Source organism: Pseudomonas sp. MWU12-2037 (genome assembly GCF_023242345.1).
Classification (GTDB): domain Bacteria; phylum Pseudomonadota; class Gammaproteobacteria; order Pseudomonadales; family Pseudomonadaceae; genus Aquipseudomonas; species Aquipseudomonas gingeri_D.
Genome location: NZ_JALLIZ010000009.1, coordinates 179227 through 198311 on the forward strand (window position 1 = coordinate 179227; position 19085 = coordinate 198311).

The following is a 19085-nucleotide window of genomic DNA, read 5'->3' on the forward strand; positions in this document are numbered from 1 at the left end:
CGCGAATAGGCCCTTGAGCCTTGCATCGCCCTTGCGGCCGCCATCGCCGGCAAGCCGGCTCCTACAAGGTTTCGCGGAGGTGGTTACATCCCATGCAGCTTGAGCAGCCGATCATAGCTGCCGTCGGCCTTCATCGCCGCGATCTCGCGGTCGAAGCCGGCGACAATCTGCTCATGCTGCGGGTTCTTCAGGCTGACCAGGATATGCAGGCTGTTCTCGCTCAGCGGCTTGGGCAGGAACTCCACGGCGTTGCGCACCCGTGGCGCCTCGCTCTTGAGGTAATAACGCGCCACATACTCGTCTTCCAGGGTCAGCTTCACGCGGTCCGCCGCGAGCATGCGCACGGCCATGGCAAAGTTGTGCACCGGGATCTTCTGCAACTGGGTGTCACCGTCAAAATCGGCGCTATAGGCGTAGTCACGCACCACCGCAATCGGCAGGTCGTGCAACTGGCCCAGGTTATCGAACTCGATGGCCGACTCCTTGCGCTTGAGAAACAGCACACGGTTGACCAGGTACTCGGCCGAGAACTGCCCCAGCAAGGTGCGTTCGTCGCTGTACCAGGCATTGACCAGCACGTCATAGCGCCCTTCGCCCACGCCCTTGAGCGCGCGTGCCCAGGGCACCTGCTCGAAGTCGCTGGCATAGCCGGCCCGCGCCAGCGCCGTGATGACGATATCGGTGGCCAGGCCACCGTTGACCAGCGTCGCGTCGGTAAACGGCGGCCAGCCATCGGCCACCAACCGTAACTTGTCCGCGGCAGCGCCCTGTGAAAGCAGCAGCAATCCAAGCAAAACAAAAGCTCGATGCAATCGCGGCATGCTAAAGATCCTTAGCGGGCACTTAGCCCAACAGAGTTAGCCGAAGCCGGAGGAGCACATCCAAAAGCAACCGGCTACCTCCCTGGTCCTAACATTAGCTCATCCGAGCCAGAGCAAAAGCACGGCTTGGCAGATTACACAAAGATGACGATGGCGAGCAAAGCCAATGATATCAAGTAGCCGCCAGTGAACCGAAATACCGGTTCAGGATTCCTTGCAAGGAGCTTTCCAGCTCCGGCCCTCTCGGGCAATAGAAATCCGCGGTTGGCGACCTCGGATAACGCGCTTAGTATCGCTATCAAGTTATTGAATCCAGAGGCGAGCATGACCACCGACTGGCTCTGCAAACACCATGGCGACCTGAGCAAGGAACAGTTGTACAGCATCCTGCAACTGCGGACCGAAGTCTTCGTGGTCGAGCAAAAATGTCCCTACCAGGAAGTCGATGGGCGTGACCTGGAGGGCGACACCTGCCATCTGATGGGCTGGCGCGATGATCGACTGGTGGCTTACCTGCGTCTGCTCGACCCGGAATCCCAGGGGGGTGACGTGGTGATCGGGCGGGTGGTGATCGCCCCCGAGGCCCGCGGCCAGGGGTTGGGGCATGAGCTGATGGCCCAGGCGTTGAAGCAGGCCGGGAAGCTTTGGCCGGAAGTACCGATCTATCTGTCGGCCCAGGCGCACTTGCAGGCTTATTACGGGAGCTATGGGTTCGAGGGGGTGGGCGAGGTGTATCTGGAGGACGATATTCCGCATATCGGGATGCGTAGGGCCTGAGGTTTGTGGTGTGCTCCAGGGCCTCTTCGCGGGCAAGCTCCGCTCCCACAATGTCCGGGGCTGACCAATAGTTTGCGGCGTGGCTCAGTCCTGTGGGAGCGGAGCTTGCCCGCGAAAAGGCCGACACAGGCGCCACAAACTCAGGGATAACCCAGCACCTGCTTGATCGAAACCAGGTTGCGACCAATCCAGCTCTTGTCGATCGCCCCCCAACTACGAATCCGGTATTGCCCTGCGTGATTGCGCGCGCCGTCTTCCTGTTCGAACTCGCAGACGATATCCAGGTCCGCCAGGGCCAGGATCGTATCCTGCGCCGTGCGCCGTGGCATGCCCGTGGCTTCGGTCAGGGCCGGAACGCTGCTGGCAATCTCGCTGTCGATCAACCATGCCACGTACAGACGGCGGTAGAAACTGCTCTTGGTCTTGCTGACGTCCATCCGGTAGTCCTTGAGGTTGACCTTCCAATGCTTCGACTCAAGCGCACACTCGGCGCCTACGGAGTTGCAGATTTGCCCTGCAGATCGCGCCAGGTCAGGTACACCCGCAGGTCGAACTCCAACTGGTGATAACCGGGCTGCATGTATTCGCACAGCTGGTAGAAGGCCTTGTTGTGATCGGACTCCTTCAGGTGCGCCAACTCGTGCACCACGATCATCTTCAGAAACTGCGGCGCCGCCTCCTTGAACAGCGAGGCGATGCGGATTTCCTTCTTGGCCTTGAGCTTGCCGCCTTGGACCCGCGAGATCGCCGTGTGCAGGCCGAGGGCGCGATGGGTCAGGTCCAGACGGTTATCGAAGAGCACCTTGTCGATGGCCGGCGCATTGCGCAGATGTTCCTGCTTCAACGCCAGGGCATAGCTGTACAACGCCTTGTCGCTCTGCACCGCATGCCGCTCCGGATAACGCTGGCTCAGGTAGTCGCCCAGGGCGTCCCGGGCGATCATCTGGCGGACCTGTTCCTGCAAGGACGTGGGATAAGCCTGAAGGTATTTCAGCACAGTCATGACAGGCCTTACGTACACCGAAAAAGAAACCAGTGTAGCGAATTCAGGCGGACAACGCGCTCCAGTCAAACGCCGAGCCGAAGCTGGTGGCGTCCTTGGCCGTCAGCGGCCGGGCCACCAGGAAGCCCTGGACCATCGGGCAACCATTGGCCTTGAGCCACTGCCATTGCTCCACGGTTTCCACGCCCTCGGCGATCACCAGCAGACCAAATTCCTTGCACAGGTCGATCACGGTGCGGGCCAGGGCCGCATCCCGTGGTGAGTCGAGGATCTTGGCGATCAACTGTCGGTCGAGCTTGAGCGTGTCCAACTCGAGGTCACGCAGGTGGTTCAGCGAACAGTGTCCCGAACCGAAATCATCCAGGGCCACGCGCACGCCCTGGGCACGAATCCGCCGCAGTTGCTTGCGCGAAGCCTCGTAGTCCTGCATCAGCGCCGCCTCCGTCACCTCGACCTCCAGCTGGTGCGCCCGCAGGTCATGGCGCTCCAGCACCTCCTGCAACTCGTCCGCCAGGTTCGGCATACAGAACTGTGTGGCGCTCAGGCTGACGCTCAGCACCAGGTCATCGGCAAACACGCCACTCCAGGCATGCCGCTGAGTGGCCGCCTGGCGATAGATCCAACTGCCCAGCCGGCTGATCAGCCGTACTTCTTCCAATAAAGGCAGGAACAACCCCGGCGGCACATCACCGACACTCGGATGGTGCCAGCGCAGCAACGCCTCGAACCCGCGCAGGCGGCCATCCTCCAGGGACACCTGGGGCTGGTAGACCATCTTGAATTCCTTGCCCTCGATCGCCGAACGGACACTTTCCTCGAGCATCAGGCGCGAGCGGGCCCGACCATTCATCTCGTGGTCGTAGTAGCGATACTGTTGGCGGCCGGCGCGCTTGGCCTCATACATGGCGATATCCGCCGCCCGCAGCAGGCCGTCGAGGTTGGCCCCGCAATCGGGGTAGGTGGCAATGCCGATGCTGACGCCGAGCGTCATTTCCATGCCGTCGATTTGCTGGCGAATCGAAACCCGCTCGATCAACCGCTCGGCGATTTTCGCCGCCTGCTCCGCGTGCTCCAGATTGAGCAGGGTGGTGAACTCATCACCGCCCATGCGCGCAAGAATATCGAAGGGATTGAGGCAGGACTTCAACTGTTCCGAGACCCAGCGCAGCACCCGGTCGCCGGCTTCGTGCCCCAGGGAATCGTTGACCCGTTTGAAGCCGTCGAGATCCAGGTACATCAGCACCAGGGACTTTTCCGCGCTGTCGCTGCGGCGCAGGGTATTTTCCGCCGTCTGGTAGAACCCCCGGCGGTTGAGCAAGCCGGTCAACGGGTCGGTGACCGCCTGGAACTCCAGTTGCTGGTGCAAGTGCCGCACCACCGACATGTCCAGCACCGTCACCACCATGGCCTTCTGGTCGGCGGGCAGCGGCGCGCAGGACAAGGCCACCGGCAGCATCTGGTCCTGGCTGGTGCGCAAATACGCATCATGCAGGCGATAGGTTTCGCCCTTGCGGTACTCCTCGTACAGCAATGAGCTGTGCCAGTTGGGAAAGTGCGGGTTCTGCAGGAAATCCAGGAACGGCTGGCCGGCCAGGGCGTCCAGCGACAGATTGAGCAAGCGCGAAATGGCCGGGTTGGCGAAGCGGATCGTGCCGTCTTCGTTGACCACCAGAATGCCTTCGGCGGCATTCTCCAGCACCGAGGCATTGAACGCCCGCGCGGCTTCCAGATCGCGGCTCAGGCATTGCAGGGCCCGGCGGTTGCGCTGCTGCTCCAGCAACGCCTGGACCTTGGGCCTGAGGATATCGGGGTTGAAGGGCTTGAACAGGTAATCCACCGCGCCACTGGCATAGCCCTTGATCACAGCGTCCGGGGACTGCTCGTTGGCGGTGAGGAAAATAATCGGGGTCAGACGGGTGCGCTGGCTGCCGCGCATCAGGCGGGCCACTTCAAAACCGTCCATCCCGGGCATCTGTACATCCAGCAGCACCAGGTCAATCTCATGCTCAAGCAGCAACGTCAGTGCCTCAATGCCTGAGGCGGCAGTAACCACCTGCCAATCCTGACGTTCCAGCAAGGCACGCATGCTGATCAGATTTTCAGGGTAATCATCGACGACCAGAAGGACGGAACTACCATCACCGGGTATCTGTTGCACGCAATCCATGCTGCTTCTCTTGTTCGGGGAACTCCACCGGAAATCTAGGAAACCGGGCTAAACCTAAGGACTACTCTAGACCGGGATTGTGCAAAGCGTAGTGAGCAATAGGCCATCATCCAGACATGGCCACAATCTCCCGACTAACGGTCGTTTATCACCTTCAGGACGCGGCCCGGAAAACGCCTCGGGCCTGCAAGACCGCGTCATACCACGGTGACGACCGTTAATACGGCCGGTCAGTGTTATGAGGTCCTATATTCCGCAATTGGTTCAATTTCGTAGATTTCGTCGAAACGCACCGTATTGTATAAGCCGAATTCGCCGTGATAGGTCAGTGTTCGGTGCGTCCAGTCGATGCTGCACAGCTCGCCGCGCTCGGACTCCACCGTCCCGCCGTGCAGCCTGCCGCGCAGGTTGATCTTTTGTTTGCGCTTGAAGTACTTCAGATATTCAGGCTCGTTCTGTGCTTCCTCTTCGTCCATAGTGAGACCCTTTTTTTGTTAGCGATGGAACGTTCATCGTGGGAAGTCGCCCTGTGAAAAACAACTGTCATAAATAACAGGTGTTTATATCGCTTCTTAATAAAAGCCCAACACGATCCTTCTATAGCGGGCCGCGCTGGCCGGTTTCGTCGACGGATTGGCGTCAACCGTTCGCCGGTTCGGCGTTAACAAACTATTCTTCAGCCGTTATAAAGGACGCCGAAAGCGCGGCCCCAAGCGGTTTGTCTGAATTTTCCCAGGCTGAATCGCGGCCCGCGCGTAAACGGCTTACAAGGAAGGAACAGACATGATCGACCTGACCACCTGGAACCTCAGCGTTCCCGTCGGTACCCCGCCGGCGACGATCGATACGCCCAAGCTGGTGCAGGGCTTCAAGGATCAGTACTTTCACTCCGACAGCGGCACCTTGTTCTTCTGGTCGCCGGTCACCGGTTCCAAGACCGAAAACGCCATCTACCCGCGCAGCGAATTGCGCGAGACCTGGCCCGATGGCCGGCTGCGCAACTGGCTATATGGCGAGTCCAACAACTACCTGCGCGCAACCCTGGCGGTGAACCAGGTGCCTTCGTCGGGCAAGATCGTCATCGGCCAGATCCATGCGTACAACAGCACCCAGCCGATGCTCAAGGTCGAGTACCAGTACAAGGACAGCCGCAAGAGCGGGATCATCGTGGTCAAGATCCGCAACCACCCCGACGACAAGGAAAGCCGGGTGATCGAGATTGCCGATAATGTGCCGTTGGATAAAGCCTTCACTTATGTGATTCACCTGAGTCGCGGCGGTTATCTGAGCGTGCAGGCCGCCGATGCGTCCTGGTACACCCAGATCAGCAGCACCTGGCGCGGAAAGCCGCTGTATTTCAAGGCCGGGGTCTATGTGCAGGACAATACCGGCTATACCAGCGAGGGCGGCATGGTGACCTTCTACAAGTTGGATATTGATCATGTGAAGGGGTGATATTACCGCCGCTTCTTAAAGAGAGCTTTTATGCATTGAGGCGCTCTTCCCTATTCGGAAACCGTCTATAAACCTGTCAGTTCTGACAGTAGACCGGTTTGCAAAACCTGACCAACATGCTCGATAGCGGACCCTCCGGCGCGTGTTTTTTACCTGGCATTCTGGCCTGCAAGGCAAAACCTCGGAAAGCGCCTTCATCCGGAGAGCGCCAGACTCCCACTGCGCAACGTTCGAAGAGAATGATCATGAAAAGAAAATCGACGCCTCATCAGAGTGAGCCCTCTGAACAAAAAAACCGGGGTGCTCCTGGTTCGCCGGTAAGAATCGAAGCCGGCCTCTATAAAATCTATACGGCTCTGCCTTCAACACCTCGGAAGCTGGTTGAGATGTCTCTAACCCAAAATAGTGACCTATCTTACAACGTGGAATTATTTAGGGACAATAATGAAGCCCAATCAAAGTGGCAAATTCATCTCAGCGCCCAAGGCGATCTGGAGTGCCTGCTGATTAATTCAAAAATCTTCCGAGCGCTAGAGGCCAAAGGCGGAAATGTCATTGCTTCAATTATTCCAGCCAGCGATTCTAAACCAGGTCATGGATGGTTTTTCAAGAGCGCAGGTAGAGAGGGCGGCATTGATCTTTTCTATATAGAAAACAGACATACCGGTAATGTTATGGATGTGAAAGAGTCCAACACCGCGGACGGTGCCGATATTATCGAATTCAATTATGTCGGAACGACAAACCAGAAATTTATACTGGAAAAAATATGAGCTCTTCAAAGCAGCCGTAAAATCACATGCATGGTAAAGACTGTTGGTGAGCGGATACCCGGATAACAGGGTGAAGCCCCACGAGCGCTGGCAAGCTCATTCCTTTCACCCCCTCTGAAATAGTGAAAATTTGTGGCGAGCGGGCTTGAGGACCGACACGACTATTAGTGCCCCAGCTGTTGAGGCCCGTACCCGCGCGATACATAACCTGGGATGACCTGTCAGAATTTTACGCTGTCATTTGCAGGGCATTTCCTAGAAAATCGTAATCGCCCCTGAGCGGCTTGCGCCTTTGAATTCTTCGCGTCTAGTCTTCGTTCACCACTGCTTATCAGTGGTCGGATGTGGAAGTCCGGAAGTGATTTCAACGGCGCACAAATGCTCCTCTTTAATGGTGGCTGTGCGCGGGGCGCCTTCGGGTGCGCCGGGTCTTTTCCGTTGAGATCCCCCGGTCTTCCACACCTGCGCACAGCTGCCACCCTCTCGTGTGGAAGCGAGACTGGCAGCTTTTTCAATCTTGGTATCTCAACGGATAACGACCATGAAAAAGCTCGTCCCCGATCCACCCATCAACTACACCCGCCAACGCATCACCGCAATCCTCAAGGAAACCAACGAGGCCTTGCTGCAAGTGGTGCGCGACAGTAAGCGTCACCTGCTAGAAGACCTGCCCTCCACCGGCCTGAAGGCTTTCGGCTGTCTCGACGGGGAAAATCACCCACTGTTTGCCGTGCGTCCCGGTATCACTGCCGAAGAAGCGTTGCGGCATGTTTCGCTGTTGCTGATTGGGGCGGAAGAAATCTCCGATGAAATCACCGAGGCCAGCGGCATTGAACGCGGCCTGATCGGTTCCATGGTCCGCTCCGTGGAAATGGCCCGGGCGGTGGTGGATGCACTACTGGAAGGCGCGGCCATACGGCCGGCGTAAACGCGGAGAGCCACGAGGAAGGCGGCGGATAATCAATCATTCCGCCGCCCTTTTATATCAGGCTTGAGCTTATCGCTCGCAGCCTTGCCCAGCATGTCGACTAAGGCTTGGCCTGACCTTTGGGTGGTAGCGTGGCCTCAGCCGCGCCCTTGAAACCGGGTTTCACCTCCGGCGCGAGCGTAGCCTTAGCCGGACCTTTAAAACCCACCTCTGCTTTTTTTACCTTCTTGCCTTTTGAGCTCATGACCGTACACTCCCTTACAGTAAATGAACCCTGAAAGTGCCGGACTCGAACTCCTCTGACTACTGTCAGAACTGACAGTTTTTTATATTATTTTCGACTTCCTCATATTCTGTAAGCTTCCATAAAGTCGCTCCCCATTGCCAAATAGCAAACTGACATCCTCACCTCTTAGAACCCCTCTTTATGCTTTAAGGCGCTATTCACTATTCGGAAACCGTCTATAAAACTGTCAGCATTGACAGTAGACCGACTTGCAGACCACAGGTAACACTTTCCACACCTACTATTAGCGACCTGTAGAGGTGGATATGAAATGGGCCTTGGTCATGGAGTCCAGTGTTCACGGTTTTTACGTGAGTGAAATAATGGAATCGGAAGGCAAACCAGACTATCACCCCACCCACCTTCGGGGCTGGCGCTGGATCGCCGTCAATCAGGATGAAGAAGTGCGCGTGGGAGACATCTGGCACGGTCAGTCTTTCCACCCTCCGGAGGTCGGACAGGAGAAGGATCACAGCAGTCTGAAATAAATTCACCAGCCGCAGTCAACGCACGGGTTTACGTTTGAGGCGTGGCGGCACCGAGTTATGTTGCGCCGTCATCCGCCCGATATCCCATTGCGCCGCCATACCCTGGAACAACTCAGTGTCAATGCGCGATCGATGGGTCGTCAGCGCTGTACTCATCGCCTCGCTGATTCGCTCTATGATCAATTCGGGCTTATCGACAGCGCAGTGTTTACGTCCGAAATCAATCAGTTGCTGACGGTCCGGGTAGGCCTTGGACTTGTTCATTTTGATCGCCAAAGTACGATCCACCAACGCCTGACCGGACTTGGGGTTGTAGTGCTCATAAACAGTGGTGGTCGTCACATCGAACACCGGCGCCAATCGCACCGTTTCAGGCCGAGCCGGGGTGACATAGATCACACCAAAGTTCTTCAAGTGCGCGTCGCCATTACGCACCATCACCGAGAGGCAGACCGATGAGAACAATGCCTCAAGTGCACGTACCGGATCTCCCTTACGACACACCTGCCCCACCACCGCCGCCAGGGTTTCGTAGCTTTGGGAGTATTTATAGTTGTCATGAGGGTCTTTATTGAGCCCTAACAGCACGGCCATATCTTCAAAACCCAGGTGCCCTTCGGGCGTCAGGTCAAAGCGTTCCATGACAAATAACTCGCCATTGTCTGAAAGCCAGAACGGCGGAACCTCCAGACCTGCGAGGCGTGCAGCCTCCATGCAGAGAAACTCGTTCTGGGCCAGGTGTGCGTATTCATCGGCCCCCGACTTCACTATCAGATCAGAACTGAGCAGCGTCTTACGATCACCCTTGAGCTTGTCCAGATCGGGCACCAGCACCTTGGGCTGCACCCCGGAAACACCGGATTCGAAATAAGTATCCACAAGGAACTCGAAAACATCCTGGGAGGTGTCAGCGGTCAGTATTTCATGCAGGCCGACCTGTGCCGACACAGGAGCTGAGACTTCAACAGGATTACGGTAGGTGAGACGTCCGATCTGGTTGCCGCCGATCACCGAGAGCAAACGCATCTCATCCATTTGCATATGCTTGGCCATGCGACGCTTGATCTGATCAGCCAGGTAACCTTCCGGCACGTTCATGTCGAAGATGGGGTGCAGGACGTTGGCCACTGCAGGTGTCGGGTCATACGGCATGACCAGCGAGACCTCCGTGGCAGCTTCGGCGGACGCATAGGCAAACGAGAACTGCGAGCCCTTCGACAACTCCCCGGAAAGCCCTTGAGGCACAATCACTTCCAGCCGTTTGACCCTACTCATCGTACTCAACCAGTTCCGCAAGAGACTTGAGATCAATGCGCTCATCGACCAGATCAAGTGCCATACCCAGGGCTGCAATCACCCGGAACAAGGTATAGACCTCCACATTCTCGCCGGCCTCAAGATCAATGATGGTTTTACGGTTGCAGTGGGCCCTCTCCGCAAGCTGGGCTTGGCTGTAACCTTTCGCACGCCGCAAGAGACGTACTCTTTCGCCGAGAGCAACTGGATTGAGGATTAGCATTTTGTAACCTATAGTGGACTTTTTTCGCTAAAAAATCGATTATGTCCGTTATAGCGGACACTTCCAAGCACCTTACGTCAGAAACAACGATCAACGTGGTCAAAAAACGAACAATAAAAAACCGTCTTTCGACGGTTTTTTATAACACCCAGTGGTCTTAGTTGACCTTGGCGTTCAACTCACCTTTCAGGTAACGCTGGAACATCGCTTCCAGGGAGATCGGCTTGATCTTCGAAGCGTTGCCGGCGGTGCCGAAGGCTTCGTAACGGGCGATACACACGTCACGCATGGCGGTCACGGTGGCGCCGAAGAATTTGCGCGGGTCGAACTCGCTCGGGTTGGTGGCCATCAGGCGACGCATCGCACCGGTGGACGCCAGGCGCAGGTCGGTGTCGATATTGACCTTGCGCACGCCGTGCTTGATACCTTCGACGATTTCTTCAACCGGGACGCCGTAGGTTTCCTTGATGTCGCCACCGTACTGGTTGATGATCGCCAGCCACTCTTGCGGCACCGAAGAGGACCCGTGCATCACCAGGTGGGTGTTGGGGATGCGCTTGTGGATTTCCTTGATGCGGTCGATCGCCAGCACGTCACCGGTAGGCGGCTTGGTGAACTTGTAGGCGCCGTGGCTGGTGCCGATGGCGATGGCCAGGGCGTCGACCTGGGTCTTCTTGACGAAGTCCGCGGCTTCTTCCGGGTCGGTCAGCATCTGGCTGTGATCAAGCACGCCTTCGGCGCCGATACCGTCTTCTTCACCGGCCATGCCGGTTTCCAGCGAACCCAGGCAACCCAGCTCGCCTTCAACCGAAACACCACAGGCGTGGGCCATGGCCACGGTCTGTTGGGTCACGCGGACGTTGTAGTCGTAGTCAGTCGGAGTCTTGCCGTCTTCGCCCAGGGAACCGTCCATCATCACCGAGCTGAAGCCCAGCTGGATGGAACGCTGGCAGACGTCCGGGCTGGTGCCGTGGTCCTGGTGCATGCACACCGGGATATGCGGGAATTCTTCGATGGCGGCCAGGATCAGGTGACGCAGGAACGGGGCACCGGCGTATTTGCGGGCACCGGCCGAAGCCTGGACGATCACCGGGGAGTCAGTCTTGTCAGCGGCTTCCATGATGGCGCGCATCTGCTCAAGGTTGTTGACGTTGAAGGCTGGAACGCCGTAGCCGTATTCGGCTGCGTGGTCCAACATCTGGCGCATGCTGATAAGTGCCATTGTGTGTGTCTCTCCCGGTCGAGGGTCGTTAATCGTGCAAGCCTGCCGGAGCGGCGGCTGCTATTCAAGTCATTGCAGATCAGGGGTCAGCCCGGCCTGCGGATTCAGTGTCAAACGCCGGCCCCTTGTAGGAGCGAGCTTGCTCGCGATGGTGGTTCAGGCACCGCGGGGTATCAGGTACCCCGAGTTATCGTTAACGTCCATCGCGAGCAAGCTCGCTCCTACAGGGGACCGCGCTCGGCCGTTATTGCGCCTTGCAGGCCCGGCCGATCAAATCGTTGGTGGCAACCCAGTAAACCAGGCCTTCCTCACCTTTTTTGTGAAACGCCAAAACGTTATCGCTGTACAGCACACCGCTGTCGACGGCACCAACCTCAGGCTTGAGGCGATACACCTGGTCACCGCTGGCCAAGCGCACATCCACCGCCTGCTGCGTCGTGTCGACATAACGCCAGAGCACTTCGGCGTGGCTGTCACAGGTCCAGTGCGTCCAGTTGTCCGCCGGAGCCGACGCCTGGTTGAAGGTGGCATTGAAAGCCGCGCAACCACTCAGTGCTGCCAGTGAAACAAGGGCGATAAAGCCTTTCATGCCGGTTCCTCGACTGGCGACCCCTGGCCGCCAGCACTGCACGTAGTGAATCTGACCCGTCAGGGACAACACCGTTCCCGGGTCCCGGACGATGCGTCGTATTCGGGACTCAGGCCTTGGCGCGCGCTTCCAGCACTTCCACGGCCGGCAGTACCTTGCCCTCGACGAACTCGAGGAACGCACCACCACCAGTGGAGATGTAGGAGATATCCTTGGCAACACCGTATTTGTCGATGGCCGCCAGGGTGTCGCCACCACCGGCAATGGAAAACGCCGAGCTGTCGGCGATGGCCTGGGCCAGGACCTTGGTGCCGTTGCCGAACTGGTCGAATTCGAACACGCCGACCGGACCGTTCCAGAGGATGGTCTTCGACGACTTCAGCAGTTCGGCGAAGTGCGCGGCGGTTTGCGGGCCGATATCCAGGATCATGTCGTCAGCGGCCACGTCGGCGATCAGCTTCACGGTCGCCACGGCGCTCTCGGCGAACTCCTTGGCCACGACCACGTCCACCGGCAGCGGCACGCTGACCTTGGCGGCAATGGCGCGGGCGGTGTCGAGCAGGTCCGGCTCGTAGAGGGACTTGCCCACTGGATGACCGGCTGCGGCCAGGAAAGTGTTGGCGATGCCACCACCGACGATCAGCTGGTTGCAGATCTGGCTCAGGCTGTTGAGCACGTCGAGTTTGGTCGAGACCTTGGAACCGGCGACGATGGCAGCCATCGGCTGGGCCGGGGCGCCCAGGGCCTTGCCCAGGGCATCCAGTTCAGCCGCCAACAGCGGACCAGCAGCGGCCACCTTGGCGAACTTGGCCACGCCGTGGGTCGAACCCTCGGCGCGGTGCGCGGTGCCAAAGGCGTCCATCACAAACACGTCGCACAGGGCGGCGTATTGCTGGGCCAGCTCGTCGCTGTTCTTTTTCTCGCCCTTGTTGAAGCGCACGTTTTCGAACAGCACGATATCGCCGGCCTTGACCTCGACACCGTTCAGGTAGTCGGTCACCAGCGGCACGTCACGGCCCAGGGCCTTGCTCAGGTAGTCGGCGACCGGCTTGAGGCTGTTCTCGGCCGAGAACTCGCCTTCGGTCGGACGGCCCAGGTGCGAGCAGATCATGACCGCCGCGCCTTTTTCCAGGGCCAGCTTGATGGTCGGCAGCGAAGCCAGGATACGCGCATCGCTGGTGACAACACCGTCCTTGACGGGGACGTTGAGGTCTTCGCGGATCAGTACGCGCTTACCTTGCAGATCGAGGTCGGTCATCTTCAACACGGTCATGGTCGCAATCTCTGGTTTACGGTTGTTGGTGGACAACGTGCAGGTAATGTTCTGCAACGTCGATCATTCGGTTGGCAAAACCCCATTCGTTGTCGAACCAGGCCAGCACGTTGACCAGCCTCGGGCCGGAAACGCGGGTCTGACTCGCATCGACAATCGCCGAATGAGGGTCATGGTTGAAATCACAGCTGGCGTGGGGCAGCTCGGTATAGGCCAGAAGCCCCTTGAGCGGGCCGCTGGTGGCGGCCTCGCGCAGGATCCGGTTGACCTCCACGGCATCGGTGTCGCTGACGGTCTGCATCGTGATGTCGAGGCAGGACACGTTCACCGTCGGCACCCGTACGGCTTTGGCCTGGATTCGCCCGGCAAGTTCCGGCAGCAGGCGTTCGATGCCTCGCGCCAGACCGGTGGACACCGGGATCACCGACTGGAACGCCGAGCGCGTCCGGCGCAGGTCTTCGGCGTGGTAGGCGTCGATCACCGGCTGGTCGTTCATCGCCGAGTGAATGGTGGTGATGGACACGTATTCCAGGCCGATGGCCTGGTCCAGCAGGCGCAGCAGCGGCACGCCGCAGTTGGTGGTGCAGGAGGCGTTGGAGACCAGACGCTCGCCGCCGGTCAGGCAGTCCTGGTTGACGCCGTAGACGATGGTGGCGTCGACATCGGTCTCGCTGGCCATCGGCTGGGAGAACAACACCCGGGGGGCGCCGGCGGCGAGGAAGCGCTCGCCGTCCTCGCGGGTGTGGTAGGCGCCGGAGCATTCCAGCACCAGGTCGACGTCGAGCGCGGCCCAGTCGATGTGTTCGGGGGTGGCACAGCGGAAAACTTTCACGCAGTGACCATTGATATGCAGACAATCGTCCTCGACCCGCACTTCGCCAGGAAAGCGGCCGTGGGTGGAGTCGAAACGTGTCAGGTATTCGAGACTGGCCATGTCGGCCAGATCGTTGAGGGCAACGATTTCAAAACCGGCCCGATCCCCTCGCTCGAACAGCGCACGCAGGACACAACGACCGATACGGCCATAGCCGTTGAGTGCAACTCTGTAAGGACGCGGTTGGGGCATGGGGATCTCGCCGAGGCTTGAATATCAAGCAGCCCGTGCCGAAGCAGGGGTTTTGTGGGAACGGGCTTGCCTGTGAGTCAGAGGGTGAGGCGGTGTCTGTGAGGACGCTTTCGCGGGCAAGCCCTGCTCCTACAGTGTTGTGTCGTACACAGATGTTGTGTTCGACGGCGAACTGTAGGAGCAGGGCTTGCCCGCGAAGAGGCCGGAGCAGACAACCCCACTCTCGAACTTAGTCTTCCAGCAGTTCTTCAGCCTGACCCAGGATATTTTCCAGGGTGAAGCCGAACTCTTCGAACAAGGCTGGCGCAGGTGCCGACTCACCGTAGGTGGTCATGCCGATCACACGACCTTCCAGGCCCACGTACTTGTACCAGTAGTCGGCATGGGCGGCTTCGATGGCGATACGCGCACCGATCTGCAGCGGCAGCACCTCCTGCTTGTAGCTGGCATCCTGGGCATCGAAAATGCTGGTACACGGCATCGACACCACACGAACCTTGCGGCCCTGCTCGGTCAGCTTGTCGAACGCCTGCACCGCCAGGCCCACTTCCGAACCGGTCGCGATCAGGATCAGTTCAGGCTCGCCCGCACAATCCTTCAACACATAACCACCACGGCTGATGTTGTCGATCTGCACGGCATCGCGGGTCTGGTGCTGCAGGTTCTGCCGGGAGAAGATCAGCGCCGAAGGACCGTCCTTGCGCTCCAGGGCGTTTTTCCAGGCCACGGCGGATTCCACCGCGTCGGCCGGACGCCAGGTGTCGAGGTTCGGCGTGCAACGCAGGCTCGCCAGTTGCTCGATCGGCTGGTGGGTCGGACCGTCTTCGCCCAGACCGATGGAGTCGTGGGTGTAGACATGGATCACACGCTTCTTCATCAGCGCAGACATACGCACGGCGTTGCGGGCGTATTCCATGAACATCAGGAAGGTCGCGCCGTAAGGCAGCAGGCCGCCGTGCAGGGTCACGCCGTTCATGATCGCGGTCATGCCGAATTCACGCACGCCGTAGTACATGTAGTTGCCGCTGGCATCTTCAGCGCTGACGCCCTTGCAACCTTTCCACAGGGTCAGGTTGGAACCGGCCAGGTCGGCCGAACCGCCCAGCAGCTCAGGCAGCAACGGGCCGAAAGCGTTCAGGGTGTTCTGGCTGGCTTTACGGCTGGCGATGGTTTCGCCCTTGGCCGCGACTTCGGCGATATAGGCCGAGGCTTTTTCGGAGAAGTCAGCCGGCAACTCGCCGCTCAGGCGACGGACCAGTTCATTGGCTTCGACCGGGAAGGCAGCGGAGTAGGCCGCGAAACGCTGGTCCCACTCGGCTTCGACAGCACGGCCGGCTTCCTTGGCGTCCCACTCGGCATAGATGTCGGCCGGGATTTCGAACGGGCCGTGGTTCCACTTCAGCGCCGCGCGGGTCAGGGCGATTTCCGCGTCACCCAGTGGGGCGCCGTGGCAGTCTTCCTTGCCTTGCTTGTTCGGCGAACCGAAGCCGATGGTGGTCTTGCAGCAGATCAGGGTCGGACGGTCGCTTTTGCGCGCGGTCTCGATGGCGGTCTTGATCTCTTCCGGATCGTGGCCGTCGACGTTGCGGATCACCTGCCAGTTGTAGGCTTCGAAACGCTTCGGGGTGTCGTCGGTGAACCAGCCTTCGACTTCGCCGTCGATGGAGATGCCGTTGTCGTCATAGAAGGCGATCAGCTTGCCCAGGTCCAGGGTACCGGCCAGGGAAGCGACTTCGTGGGAAATGCCTTCCATCATGCAGCCATCACCGAGGAACACATAGGTGTGGTGGTCGACGATGTTGTGGCCGGGACGGTTGAACTGCGCCGCCAGGACTTTTTCCGCCAGGGCGAAGCCCACGGCGTTGGCCAGGCCTTGGCCGAGCGGACCGGTGGTGGTTTCCACACCCGGGGTGTAGCCGTATTCCGGGTGACCCGGGGTGCGGCTGTGCAGTTGGCGGAAGTTCTTCAGGTCGTCGATCGACAGGTCGTAGCCGGTCAGGTGCAGCAACGAGTAGATCAGCATCGAGCCATGGCCGTTGGACAGCACGAAGCGGTCACGGTCGGCGAACGACGGGTTGCTCGGGTTGTGCTTCAGGTAATCACGCCACAGTACTTCGGCAATATCCGCCATACCCATGGGGGCACCGGGATGGCCGCTGTTGGCTTTTTGCACGGCATCCATGCTGAGGGCACGAATGGCGTTGGCACGCTCACGACGGCTGGGCATCGCTGATCTCCTGGGAATGCTGAATTGAAAGTGAATAAAACGAAACGGAAAAAAGGCGAGCATTTTCCCTCAGGGACCGCCAAGGGGCAATGACAGATAGTCGCTGCGGGGCGTTTTTCCTGCGGATAGTTGCGCATTCCTTCGGTGAAACCTTTCCGCTGTCGGTCTGTAGAGGGCCACGAAGGCCTGAAAGTGCCATCCATCACCCAATATCAAAACTTTTTGATATTGATCTTGCTAGGCGACCGAGGGGTCACTAGACTGCTGGCCTTATGAATTTACCTGTGTCCGCGATTCGTCATGACGCCAGCGACGACCTGTCCGCCCTGTGCAAGGCCGGCGGCGATCCGTTGCGCCTGAACGTCCTGCGGGCCTTGGCCAACGATTCGTTCGGCGTGCTGGAGCTGGCGCAGATCTTCGGCATCGGCCAATCCGGCATGAGTCATCACCTGAAGGTACTGGCCCAGGCCGACCTGGTGGCGACCCGTCGTGAAGGCAATGCGATTTTCTACCGCCGCGCCCTGCCCCACACCGAACGTCTGGGTGGCAAGCTGCATGCGGCGCTGCTGGAGGAAGTCGACGCGCTCGACTTGCCCGACGACGTACAAGCCCGCATCGGCCTGGTCCACGGCCAGCGCGCCGCCGCCAGCCAGGACTTTTTCGCCCGGGTGGCGGAGAAATTCCGCGCCCAGCAAGACTTGATCGCCGGCCTGCCGCAGTACCGCGAAAGCGTGCTGGCGCTGCTCGACAAGCTGAGCTTCGGCCCCCAGGCCACGGCCCTGGAAGTCGGCCCCGGCGACGGCGCTTTCCTGCCGGAACTGGCGCGGCGCTTCCAGCAGGTCACGGCGCTGGACAACAGCCCGGCGATGCTCGAACTGGCCCGCCAACTGTGTGAGCGTGAAGCCCTGGCTAATGTCAGCCTGCATCTGGCCGATGCCCTGCAAGATATCCGGTTGCAGGCCGATTGCGTGGTGCTGAACATGGTGTTGCACCACTTCGCCGCGCCGGCCGAGGCCCTCAAGCAGATGGCCGGCCTGCTGCAACCTGGCGGTAGTTTGTTAGTGACAGAATTGTGTAGCCACAACCAGAGCTGGGCCAGGGAGGCCTGCGGTGATCTCTGGTTGGGGTTCGAACAGGACGATCTGGCCCGTTGGGCCATCGCTGCAGGGCTCGTGCCCGAGGACAGCCTCTATGTAGGCTTACGTAATGGTTTCCAGATTCAGGTTCGCCATTTTCAGCGACCGGCTGGCACCACTGACCATCGGTAACTCAGGAAAACCATCGATATGAGCGAATATTCCGTTTTCACCTCCGAGTCCGTGTCCGAAGGGCATCCGGACAAAATCGCCGACCAGATCTCCGATGCGGTGCTGGACGCCATCATTGCGGAAGACAAGTTCGCCCGTGTCGCGTGCGAAACCCTGGTGAAAACCGGCGTGGCAATCATCGCCGGCGAAGTGACCACTTCGGCCTGGGTCGACCTCGAAGACATCGTCCGTAACGTGATCCTCGACATCGGCTACAACAGCTCCGATGTCGGCTTCGACGGCGCCACCTGCGGCGTGATGAACATCATCGGCAAGCAGTCCGTGGACATCGCCCAGGGCGTTGACCGCAGCAAGCCGGAAGACCAGGGTGCCGGCGACCAGGGCCTGATGTTCGGCTACGCCAGCAACGAAACCGCGGAGCTGATGCCCGCGCCGATCGCCTTCTCCCACCAACTGGTTCAGCGCCAGGCCGAAGCCCGTAAATCCGGCCTGCTGCCTTGGCTGCGCCCGGACGCCAAGTCGCAAGTGACGTGCCGTTACGAAGGCGGCAAGGTGGTCGGCATCGACGCCATCGTGCTGTCGACCCAGCACAACCCGGAGGTCTCCTACAAAGACCTGCGCGAAGGCGTGATGGAGCTGATCGTCAAGCACGTGCTGCCTGCCGAACTGTTGACCAAGGACACCCAGTTCCACATCAACCCGACCGGTAACTTCATCATCGGTGGCCCGGTGGGCGACTGCGGCCTGACCGGTCGCAAGATCATCGTCGACAGCTACGGCGGCATGGCCCGTCACGGCGGTGGTGCGTTCTCCGGCAAGGATCCATCCAAGGTTGACCGTTCCGCCGCCTACGCCGGTCGTTATGTAGCCAAGAACATCGTCGCCGCCGGCCTGGCCGATCGCTGCGAAATCCAGGTGTCCTACGCCATCGGCGTCGCGCAACCGACCTCGATCTCGTTGAACACCTTCGGCACCGGCAAGATCGGCGATGACAAGATCATCAAGCTGGTTCGCGAAATCTTCGACCTGCGCCCATACGCCATCACCACCATGCTCGACCTGCTGCACCCGATGTACCAGGAAACCGCGGCCTACGGCCACTTCGGTCGCACCCCGGAGCAGAAGACCGTCGGCGACGACACCTTCACCACCTTCACCTGGGAAAAGACCGACCGCGTAGACGCGCTGCGAGCGGCTGCCGGCCTGTAATGTAGCCTGCGTCA

At 59.5% G+C, this 19085-nt stretch carries 20 protein-coding genes; 7 read left to right on the forward strand and 13 right to left on the reverse strand.

The window, feature by feature from the left end; all coding sequences use genetic code 11:
• Positions 1–83: 83 nt before the first annotated feature.
• The gene (locus M5B42_RS18315) at positions 84–821 is read right to left on the reverse strand and encodes a transporter substrate-binding domain-containing protein (protein WP_103499119.1); all 738 of its coding nucleotides are present in this window, start codon (positions 819–821) and stop codon (positions 84–86) included.
• A gap of 324 nt (positions 822–1145) precedes the next feature.
• Here M5B42_RS18315 and M5B42_RS18320 point away from each other — a divergent pair, with 324 nt between their 5' ends.
• Entirely contained in the window at positions 1146–1598 is a 453-nt protein-coding gene (locus M5B42_RS18320) for a GNAT family N-acetyltransferase (protein WP_248746645.1), read from the forward strand.
• 140 nt (positions 1599–1738) lie between these two features.
• Here the strand turns inward: M5B42_RS18320 and M5B42_RS18325 are convergent, their stop codons facing one another.
• From M5B42_RS18325 to M5B42_RS18340, 4 genes are all read right to left on the reverse strand, one after another.
• Positions 1739–2035 carry a winged helix-turn-helix domain-containing protein gene (locus tag M5B42_RS18325; protein WP_103499122.1) on the reverse strand — a complete coding sequence of 99 codons (297 nt, stop codon included), beginning with the start codon at positions 2033–2035 and terminating at the stop codon, positions 1739–1741.
• A gap of 56 nt (positions 2036–2091) precedes the next feature.
• A complete protein-coding gene (locus tag M5B42_RS18330) occupies positions 2092–2601 on the reverse strand; it encodes a M48 family metallopeptidase (RefSeq protein WP_103499123.1) in 510 nt (169 codons plus the stop codon).
• A gap of 43 nt (positions 2602–2644) precedes the next feature.
• Positions 2645–4768, reverse strand: a complete 2124-nt coding sequence (locus tag M5B42_RS18335; protein WP_248746646.1) for an EAL domain-containing protein — start codon at positions 4766–4768, stop codon at positions 2645–2647.
• 236 nt (positions 4769–5004) lie between these two features.
• On the reverse strand, positions 5005–5244 hold the full coding sequence (locus M5B42_RS18340) for a hypothetical protein (protein WP_103499125.1): 240 nt from the start codon (positions 5242–5244) through the stop codon (positions 5005–5007).
• A 307-nt stretch (positions 5245–5551) separates the two neighbouring features.
• On the opposite strand from M5B42_RS18340, the gene M5B42_RS18345 reads away from it, so the two are divergent.
• From M5B42_RS18345 to M5B42_RS18355, 3 genes are all read left to right on the forward strand, one after another.
• The gene (locus tag M5B42_RS18345; protein ID WP_248746647.1) at positions 5552–6223 is read left to right on the forward strand and encodes a polysaccharide lyase family 7 protein; all 672 of its coding nucleotides are present in this window, start codon (positions 5552–5554) and stop codon (positions 6221–6223) included.
• A 245-nt stretch (positions 6224–6468) separates the two neighbouring features.
• Positions 6469–6996 (forward strand): RICIN domain-containing protein, encoded by a 528-nt coding sequence (locus M5B42_RS18350; protein WP_248746648.1) that lies wholly within the window; start codon positions 6469–6471, stop codon positions 6994–6996.
• 541 nt (positions 6997–7537) lie between these two features.
• Positions 7538–7924: a DUF3077 domain-containing protein gene (locus tag M5B42_RS18355; protein ID WP_248746649.1), complete on the forward strand. Its 387-nt coding sequence runs from the start codon at positions 7538–7540 to the stop codon at positions 7922–7924.
• A 100-nt stretch (positions 7925–8024) separates the two neighbouring features.
• Here the strand turns inward: M5B42_RS18355 and M5B42_RS18360 are convergent, their stop codons facing one another.
• Positions 8025–8168 (reverse strand): hypothetical protein, encoded by a 144-nt coding sequence (locus M5B42_RS18360; protein ID WP_177145724.1) that lies wholly within the window; start codon positions 8166–8168, stop codon positions 8025–8027.
• A 308-nt stretch (positions 8169–8476) separates the two neighbouring features.
• On the opposite strand from M5B42_RS18360, the gene M5B42_RS18365 reads away from it, so the two are divergent.
• The gene (locus M5B42_RS18365; RefSeq protein ID WP_248746650.1) at positions 8477–8698 is read left to right on the forward strand and encodes a hypothetical protein; all 222 of its coding nucleotides are present in this window, start codon (positions 8477–8479) and stop codon (positions 8696–8698) included.
• A 15-nt stretch (positions 8699–8713) separates the two neighbouring features.
• On the opposite strand, the gene M5B42_RS18370 is transcribed toward M5B42_RS18365, so the two are convergent.
• The 7 genes from M5B42_RS18370 to tkt all read right to left on the reverse strand — a co-directional run bounded on the left by M5B42_RS18370 (position 8714) and on the right by tkt (position 16594).
• Positions 8714–9973 (reverse strand): type II toxin-antitoxin system HipA family toxin, encoded by a 1260-nt coding sequence (locus M5B42_RS18370; RefSeq protein ID WP_248746651.1) that lies wholly within the window; start codon positions 9971–9973, stop codon positions 8714–8716.
• Entirely contained in the window at positions 9966–10217 is a 252-nt protein-coding gene (locus tag M5B42_RS18375; RefSeq protein ID WP_248746652.1) for a helix-turn-helix transcriptional regulator, read from the reverse strand. The genes M5B42_RS18370 and M5B42_RS18375 overlap by 8 nt, the downstream gene beginning before the upstream one ends.
• 157 nt (positions 10218–10374) lie before the next feature.
• Entirely contained in the window at positions 10375–11439 is a 1065-nt protein-coding gene (gene fba, locus M5B42_RS18380; RefSeq protein ID WP_100942561.1) for a class II fructose-bisphosphate aldolase, read from the reverse strand.
• Positions 11440–11683: 244 nt separating this feature from the next.
• Positions 11684–12028: an MliC family protein gene (locus M5B42_RS18385; RefSeq protein ID WP_248746653.1), complete on the reverse strand. Its 345-nt coding sequence runs from the start codon at positions 12026–12028 to the stop codon at positions 11684–11686.
• Positions 12029–12137: 109 nt separating this feature from the next.
• A complete protein-coding gene (locus tag M5B42_RS18390) occupies positions 12138–13301 on the reverse strand; it encodes a phosphoglycerate kinase (RefSeq protein WP_248746654.1) in 1164 nt (387 codons plus the stop codon).
• A 16-nt stretch (positions 13302–13317) separates the two neighbouring features.
• Entirely contained in the window at positions 13318–14367 is a 1050-nt protein-coding gene (epd, locus tag M5B42_RS18395) for an erythrose-4-phosphate dehydrogenase (protein WP_152742414.1), read from the reverse strand.
• 229 nt (positions 14368–14596) lie between these two features.
• Entirely contained in the window at positions 14597–16594 is a 1998-nt protein-coding gene (gene tkt / locus M5B42_RS18400; protein WP_247263398.1) for a transketolase, read from the reverse strand.
• 272 nt (positions 16595–16866) lie between these two features.
• Between tkt and M5B42_RS18405 the strand changes: the two genes are divergently transcribed.
• Both M5B42_RS18405 and metK read left to right on the forward strand, forming a co-directional pair.
• Positions 16867–17862, forward strand: a complete 996-nt coding sequence (locus tag M5B42_RS18405) for a metalloregulator ArsR/SmtB family transcription factor (protein WP_248746655.1) — start codon at positions 16867–16869, stop codon at positions 17860–17862.
• A gap of 18 nt (positions 17863–17880) precedes the next feature.
• Complete coding sequence (metK, locus tag M5B42_RS18410; protein ID WP_152736860.1) at positions 17881–19071, forward strand: methionine adenosyltransferase; 1191 nt, start codon at positions 17881–17883, stop codon at positions 19069–19071.
• The last annotated feature ends 14 nt before the right edge of the window (positions 19072–19085 follow it).